Origin of the sequence: Caldimonas sp., assembly GCF_046291045.1 — a bacterium.
Lineage (GTDB): Bacteria > Pseudomonadota > Gammaproteobacteria > Burkholderiales > Burkholderiaceae_C > Caldimonas.
This window is the reverse complement of sequence record NZ_JBKBSL010000043.1, coordinates 12,985-19,780: the sequence shown is the minus strand read 5'-3', so window position 1 is coordinate 19,780 and position 6,796 is coordinate 12,985. Positions and strand designations below refer to the sequence as shown.

Sequence of the window (6,796 nt, the reverse complement as noted above, 5' to 3'; positions counted from 1 at the left end):
GGCGGCGCGCGCCGCCGGCGAGGCGATCACGCAGTTCGTGCATCTGTCGCTGCTGGAGCTGGCCGGGCGGGGGACCGCGATGTCCCAGCGCGAGGCCCTGAGAGAGCGCATCAAGCAACTGGTGGCTGCCCGCCTGGGCGACCCTGGGCTGAGCGTCGACGGCATCGCCGCCACCCTGAACTGCAGCCGCCGCCACCTGTACAACGCCTTTTCGGACGAAGCCGAGGGCGTGGCCGGCTACATCCTGCGCGAGCGCCTGGAGGCCTGCCGGCGTGAGCTGCTGCGCCCGCAGCGCCGCTCGGTGACCGAGATTGCGCTGGCCCATGGCTTTGCCAACCTGGCGCATTTCAGCCGGGTGTTCAAGTCGCGCTACGGCATGCCGCCGCGCGACTACCGCGAGCACACCCGTCACCTGCTGGGCGAGGCCACGCCCTGAGGGCGACGCATCCCGCGATGGCGGGGGTGACAGCGCGCGCGCGAGGCGGTCCAATGCGGGCCGTTCCTGCTATCGTGCGTCCATGCAGATCCAGCCCGTCATCCTGTGCGGCGGCTCGGGCACCCGCCTGTGGCCTGCCTCGCGAGAGCACCACCCCAAGCAGCTCCTGGCCCTGCTGGGGGAGGACTCCCTGCTCCAGGCCACGGCCCGGCGGCTCGAGGGGTTGGACGGGCTGAGCGCCCTGCCCCCGCTGGTGGTGGCCAACGAGCAATACCGCTTCGTCATCGCCGAGCAATTGCGCCAGGTGGGCCAGGAGGCGCGCATCGTGCTGGAGCCTGCGGGGCGCAACACCGCACCCGCCCTCACGCTGGCGGCCCTGGCGGCCCTGGCCGACGGTGACGACCCCCTGCTGCTGGTGATGCCCTCGGACCACGTCGTGCGCGACCTGAGCGCCTTTGGACAGGCCGTGACCGAGGGCGCGCACCATGCCCGGCAGGGCGCCTTCGTCACCTTCGGCGTGAGGCCCGACCGGCCCGAGACCGGCTATGGCTACATCCGCGCCGGCGAACGCTGCGCCGCCGAGGGTCGGGCCTGTCGTCTCCACGCCTTCGTCGAGAAACCCGACGCCGATACGGCCGCTGCCTATGTGGCCAGCGGCGAGTACTTCTGGAACGCCGGCATCTTCCTGCTGCGGGCCTCGGCCTGGCGGCAGGCGGTGCAACGGCTGGCGCCTGCGATCCTCACGGCCTGCGAGCAGGCCCTGGCGCGTGCGCGCCGCGACCTCGACTTCCTGCGGGTGGACCGGCCCGCCTTCGAGGCCTGCCCAGCCGACTCCATCGACTACGCCGTGATGGAAAAACTCGCCGCACACCCCGAGCTCGGCCCTGGCGTCGTGGTGCCGATGAGCGTGGGCTGGTCCGATGTCGGGGCCTGGGATGCCTTGTGGGCCGTGGCCGACAAGGACGAGGCCGGCAACTGGGTGCGGGGCCAGGCGGTGCTCGAGGACACGCGCAACAGTCTGGTGATGGCCAGCTCGCGCCTGGTGGCCACCGTGGGCTTGGACGATGTGGTCGTCGTCGAGACGCCCGATGCCGTGCTCGTGGCCGACAAGGCCCACACCCAGTCGGTGAAGAAGATCGTGGAGCGGCTGCGCCGCAACGGCCAGCAGCAGGCCCTGCAGCACCGCAAGGTCTACCGGCCCTGGGGCTGGTACGACGCGATCGACGGCGGCGAACGCTTCCAGGTCAAGCGCATCGTCGTCAACCCGGGCGCGCGCTTGAGCCTGCAGATGCACCACCACCGCGCCGAGCACTGGATCGTCGTGCGCGGCACCGCCGAGGTCACCTGCGAGGATCGCTGCTTCCTGCTCACCGAAAACCAGTCCACCTACATTGCGCTGGGCCAGCGTCACCGCTTGGCCAACCCGGGCAAGGTGCCGCTGGAAATCATCGAGGTGCAGTCGGGCGCCTATCTCGGCGAAGACGACATCGTGCGCTTCGAGGACCACTACGGGCGTTCGGCGTGATGTCGGCCGGGCCTGCCGTCGCCATGCCCCGGCCGGCGTGCCCGCCGGTCATCGACCTGGACCGCCGGGTGGTCTGCCTGTTCGGCCTGCCCTTCGACGTGACCGACCTGGCCGGCGCCGTGCAGGCGGTGCGCGAGGCGGCGCGCACCGGCCGGCGCTGCTGGGTGTCCACGCCCAACCTGAATTTCGTGATCGCGGCCCGCGAGGACGCCGCGTTCCGGCGTTCGGTGCTGCTGAGCCAGCTCAACCTGGTCGACGGCATGCCCCTGGTGTGGGCCGCGCGCCTGTTGGGGCTGCCTGTGCGCGAGCGCGTGGCCGGCTCGGATCTCTTCGAGGCCTTGAGCCGGGGCGACCCCGACGAGCCGGTCAAGGTCTATTTCTACGGCGGCCCGCAGGGCGCCGCCCAGGCCGCCTGCGAGCGGCTCAACGAGCGCGGCGGCGGGCTGCGCTGCGTGGGCTTCGAGTCCCCGGGCTTCGGCACGCTCGACTCGATGAGCACGCCGCAGACCCGGCAGCGCATCGATGCGGCCGGCGCGGACTTCGTCGTCGTGGCGCTCGGCGCGAAGAAGGGGCAGGCCTGGATCGCGCGCAACCACCCGCACCTGCAGGCCCCGGTCATCAGCCATCTGGGGGCGGTGGTCAACTTCGAGGCCGGCACGGTGCGCCGCGCGCCCGCCGCCTGGCGACGTTTCGGCCTGGAGTGGCTGTGGCGCATCGGGCAGGAGCCGGCGTTGTGGAAACGCTATGCACGCGATGCGGCGGCCGCGCTGCCGCTGCTGGTGGGCTCGCTGCTGCCCCTGTGGTGGGCGCGGCGCCGGCGCGCCCCGGCGGTGCTGGACGTGCGGGTCGAGCCGGCGGGGCCCTCTTGCGGCCACCGCGTGCGGCTGGCCGGCTGGGCCCGGGCGGACAACCTCGGGCCGCTGCGCGAGGCGCTGAAGCAGGCCTTGCGCTGCCCGCAGCCGCTGGAGATCGAGCTGTCCGGGCTGCACGACCTCGATGCCGAGGCCATGGGCCTGCTGCTGCTGGCGCAGGCCCGGCAACTGCTCAGCGGCCAGCCGCTGCGGGTGTCCGGCGCCACGCCGGCCCTGCGCCGACGCATCGTCCAGCACGGCTGCGCCGATCTGCTGGAAGGGGAAGGCGAAACGGGTCCCAGGCCCTAATCGCGCGGCATCGGCCGCCCGATGGCGTGGTACTCGATGCCTTCCTGGCGCATGCGCTGGGGGGCGTACAGATTGCGCCCGTCGAAGACCAGCGGTTGCCGCAGCTGCGAGCGCAGGGCGCCGAAGTCGGGGCTGCGGAAGATCTTCCACTCGGTGGCGATCACCAGAGCGTCGGCGCCGGGCAGGGCCGCATCGGGCGTGTCGACGAAGCGCAGGCGCTCGAACCAGCCGGGCTGGTCGGCCAGATCCTGCCGCAGCACGCGCTGGGCCTCCTTCGAGGCCACCGGGTCGTAGGCCGTCACGCTCGCCCCGCGGGACAGCAGCTCGCGGATGATCACCCGGCTGGGGGCGTCGCGCATGTCGTCGGTGTTGGGCTTGAAGGCCAGGCCCCACAGCGCGAAACGGCGGCTTGAGAGATCCTCGCCCAGGCGGGCGACGATCTTGCGCACCAGCACCCGCTTTTGGCGCTCGTTGACCTGTTCGACCGCCTGCACCACCTTCAGCTCCATGCCGTGCTCGCGCGCGGTGTGCAGGATCGCGCGTGTGTCCTTCGGGAAGCACGAGCCGCCGTAGCCGGTGCCGGCATAGAGGAAGTCGTAGCCGATGCGCGAATCCGAGCCGATGCCCAGGCGCACGGCCTCGATGTCGGCGCCCACGGCATCGGCCAGGTTGGCCAGCTCGTTCATGAAGCTGATGCGCGTGGCCAGCATCGCGTTGGCGGCGTACTTGGTGAGTTCGGCCGAACGCACGTCCATGTAGATCGTGCGCTGGTGGTTGCGCTGCAGCGGTTCGTACAGACGGTCCATCACCTCGCGCGCGCGCCGGCCCAGTTCGCCGCCGGGCAGGCCCAGCACGATGCGGTCGGGTCGCATGAAGTCGGCCACGGCGGCCCCCTCCTTCAGGAATTCGGGGTTGGACACCACTGCGAACTCGTGCGCCACACCCCGGCTGCGCAGCACCGAGGCGATCTCCTCGCGCACCCGGTCGGCCGTGCCCACCGGCACCGTGCTCTTGTCCACCACCACGGTGAAGCCATCGATGGCCTGGGCCAGTGAGCGCGCGGCGGCCAGCACATGACGCAGGTCGGCCGAGCCGTCCTCGTCCGACGGGGTGCCCACCGCGATGAACACCACCTCTCGACCGGCCACGCCCTCGCGCACATCGCTCGTGAAATGCAGCCGGCCGTTGGCCATGGCCGGGCGGATCAGGGCCTCGAGCCCTGGCTCGTAGATGGGGACTTCGCCTTGCCGCAGGCGGCGCACCTTGTCCTCGTCGATGTCGATGCAGGTGACATGGATGCCCAGGTCGGCAAAGCAGGCGCCGGTGACCAGGCCGACGTAGCCCGAACCGATGACAGCGATCTTCAATGGAGTCTCCGCAGATGAGGGGCGGCGCGCGTGGCGCGGGCCGCAGCCATGGCGCGGATTATCCCCTCGCCGTGCTCGACCCGCCCGCGGGCCGAGTCCCCCTTGCCTGGGTGGCTGTGGTGCCCCCATCCCCGACATGGGGGTGGCCGCCGGTTGGCCGAAGGACGTGCGCCTCGCACAATACGGGCTGCGCGGCGCGCCAAGCGCCCATGAACCCTCTCGCATCAGGCGGACCCTCATCCATGATCCTCGTCACCGGCGGCGCCGGCTTCATCGGTAGCAATTTCGTGCTGGACTGGCTCGCGCACAGCGACGAGCCCGTGCTCAACCTCGATGCCCTGACCTATGCGGGCAATGTGCACAACCTCGACGGCCTGCGCGGCGACCCCCGGCACGTCTTCGTGCACGGCGACATCTGCGACCGCGCCCTGCTCGACCGGCTGCTCGCCACGCACCGGCCGCGGGCCATCGTGCACTTTGCCGCCGAAAGCCATGTGGACCGCTCCATCCACGGCCCTGGCGCGTTCATCCGCACCAATGTGCAAGGCACCTTCACGCTGCTGGAGGCTGCGCGCGCCCACTGGCAGGCCCTGCCGGCCGACGAGAAGGCCGCCTTTCGCTTCCACCATGTGTCCACCGACGAGGTCTATGGCTCGCTGGGCCCGCAGGAGCCGGCCTTCACCGAGGCCCATCCCTACCAACCCAACAGCCCCTATTCGGCCAGCAAGGCCGCCAGCGACCACCTCGTGCGCGCCTGGTTCCACACCTACGGCCTGCCGGTGCTCACCACCAACTGCTCGAACAACTACGGCCCCTACCACTTTCCCGAGAAGCTCATCCCCTTGATGATCGTCAACGCCCTGGCCGGCAAGCCGCTGCCGGTCTATGGCGACGGCCTGAACGTGCGCGACTGGCTGTACGTGACGGATCACTGCAGCGCCATCCGCACCGTGCTGGCCCGCGGCCGCGTGGGCGAGACCTACAACGTGGGCGGCTGGAACGAGATGACCAACCTCGAGATCGTGCGCACCGTGTGCGCCCTGCTCGACGAGTTGCGGCCCGACCCCGCCGGCCCCCACAGCCGGCTGATCACCTTCGTCAAGGACCGCCCCGGCCACGATCGACGCTATGCGATCGACGCACGCAAGATCGAGCGTGAACTGGGCTGGCGCCCGGCCGAGACCTTCGCCACCGGCATCCGCAAGACGGTGCAGTGGTATCTGGACCATCCCGAGTGGGTCGCCCAGGTGCAAAGCGGCGCCTACCGCGAATGGATCGCCACCCAGTACCAGCCCTCGGACCCGAAAGTCGCATGAAGATCCTGCTGCTCGGCAAGAACGGCCAGGTCGGCTGGGAGCTGCAGCGCGCGCTCGCCCCCCTGGGCGAAGTGGTGGCGCTCGACCGCCGCGGCCACGACACCTTGTGCGGCGATCTGGCGCAGCTCGACGGCCTGGCGGCCACCGTGCGCGCGGTACGCCCCGACGTGATCGTCAATGCCGCGGCCCACACGGCCGTCGACCGCGCCGAGAGCGAACCCGCGCTGGCCACCCTGCTCAACGCCACGGCGCCCGGCGTGCTGGCCCGCGAGGCCGCGGCCCTGGGCGCCTGGCTGGTGCACTACAGCACCGACTACGTCTTCGACGGCAGCGGCCACCAGGCGCGGCAGGAAGACGAGCCGACAGCCCCCTTGAGCGTCTATGGCCGCAGCAAGCTCGAAGGCGAGCAGCTCATCGCCCAGAGTGGCTGCCGTCACCTCATCTTCCGCACGAGCTGGGTCTATGCCGCGCGCGGCGGCAACTTTGCCAAGACCATGCTGCGCCTGGCCACCGAGCGCGACCGCCTCACCGTGGTGAGCGACCAGGTCGGCGCCCCCACCGGGGCCGAGCTGATCGCCGACGTGACCGCGCATGCGCTGCGCGCCGTGCAGGCTCGGCCCGAGCTGTCGGGCCTGTACCACCTCGTGGCAGCCGGCGAGACGAACTGGTTCGACTACGCCCGCCATGTCATCGAATGGGCCCGCGCGCGCGGCCAGGCCATTCGCGTGCCGCCACAGGCCATCGAGCCCGTCCCCACCACCGCGTTTCCCACGCCGGCACGCCGGCCCTTGAACTCCCGTCTCGACACCACCCGTCTGCGCGAGGCCTTCGGCCTGCACCTGCCGCCCTGGCAGCAAGGGGTGGAGCGCATGCTTGCTGAAATCCTTCCCTCGACAACATGAAACACCTTCACTTCACCGCACCGACCCGGGCCGCCGCGCCGGGCCGCCCCAAGCAAGGCCCGGCCCCCCTCGGGGGGGTGGCGGCCGGTA

Annotated in this window: 6 protein-coding genes; 5 read left to right on the top strand and 1 reads right to left on the bottom strand. The window is 71.1% G+C overall.

Going from position 1 to position 6,796, the window contains the following annotated elements; all coding sequences use genetic code 11:
• The 3 genes from ACK4ZD_RS13440 to ACK4ZD_RS13430 all read left to right on the top strand — a co-directional run.
• Positions 1-436, top strand: a 436-nt coding sequence (locus tag ACK4ZD_RS13440; protein ID WP_409663051.1) for a helix-turn-helix domain-containing protein, incomplete at its 5' end; no start/stop codon positions are given.
• A gap of 82 nt (positions 437-518) precedes the next feature.
• A complete protein-coding gene (locus ACK4ZD_RS13435; protein WP_409663049.1) occupies positions 519-1,961 on the top strand; it encodes a mannose-1-phosphate guanylyltransferase/mannose-6-phosphate isomerase in 1,443 nt (480 codons plus the stop codon).
• Positions 1,962-1,984: 23 nt separating this feature from the next.
• The gene (locus tag ACK4ZD_RS13430) at positions 1,985-3,121 is read left to right on the top strand and encodes a WecB/TagA/CpsF family glycosyltransferase (protein WP_409663046.1); all 1,137 of its coding nucleotides are present in this window, start codon (positions 1,985-1,987) and stop codon (positions 3,119-3,121) included.
• On the opposite strand, the gene ACK4ZD_RS13425 is transcribed toward ACK4ZD_RS13430, so the two are convergent.
• Complete coding sequence (locus ACK4ZD_RS13425) at positions 3,118-4,488, bottom strand: UDP-glucose dehydrogenase family protein (protein WP_409663043.1); 1,371 nt, start codon at positions 4,486-4,488, stop codon at positions 3,118-3,120. The two genes, ACK4ZD_RS13430 and ACK4ZD_RS13425, sit on opposite strands and share 4 nt — an antisense overlap.
• 242 nt (positions 4,489-4,730) lie before the next feature.
• On the opposite strand from ACK4ZD_RS13425, the gene rfbB reads away from it, so the two are divergent.
• Positions 4,731-5,804, top strand: coding sequence for a dTDP-glucose 4,6-dehydratase (gene rfbB, locus ACK4ZD_RS13420; RefSeq protein WP_409663041.1), 1,074 nt, complete (start codon positions 4,731-4,733; stop codon positions 5,802-5,804).
• Positions 5,801-6,706, top strand: coding sequence for a dTDP-4-dehydrorhamnose reductase (gene rfbD / locus ACK4ZD_RS13415; RefSeq protein ID WP_409663038.1), 906 nt, complete (start codon positions 5,801-5,803; stop codon positions 6,704-6,706). The genes rfbB and rfbD overlap by 4 nt, the downstream gene beginning before the upstream one ends.
• The last annotated feature ends 90 nt before the right edge of the window (positions 6,707-6,796 follow it).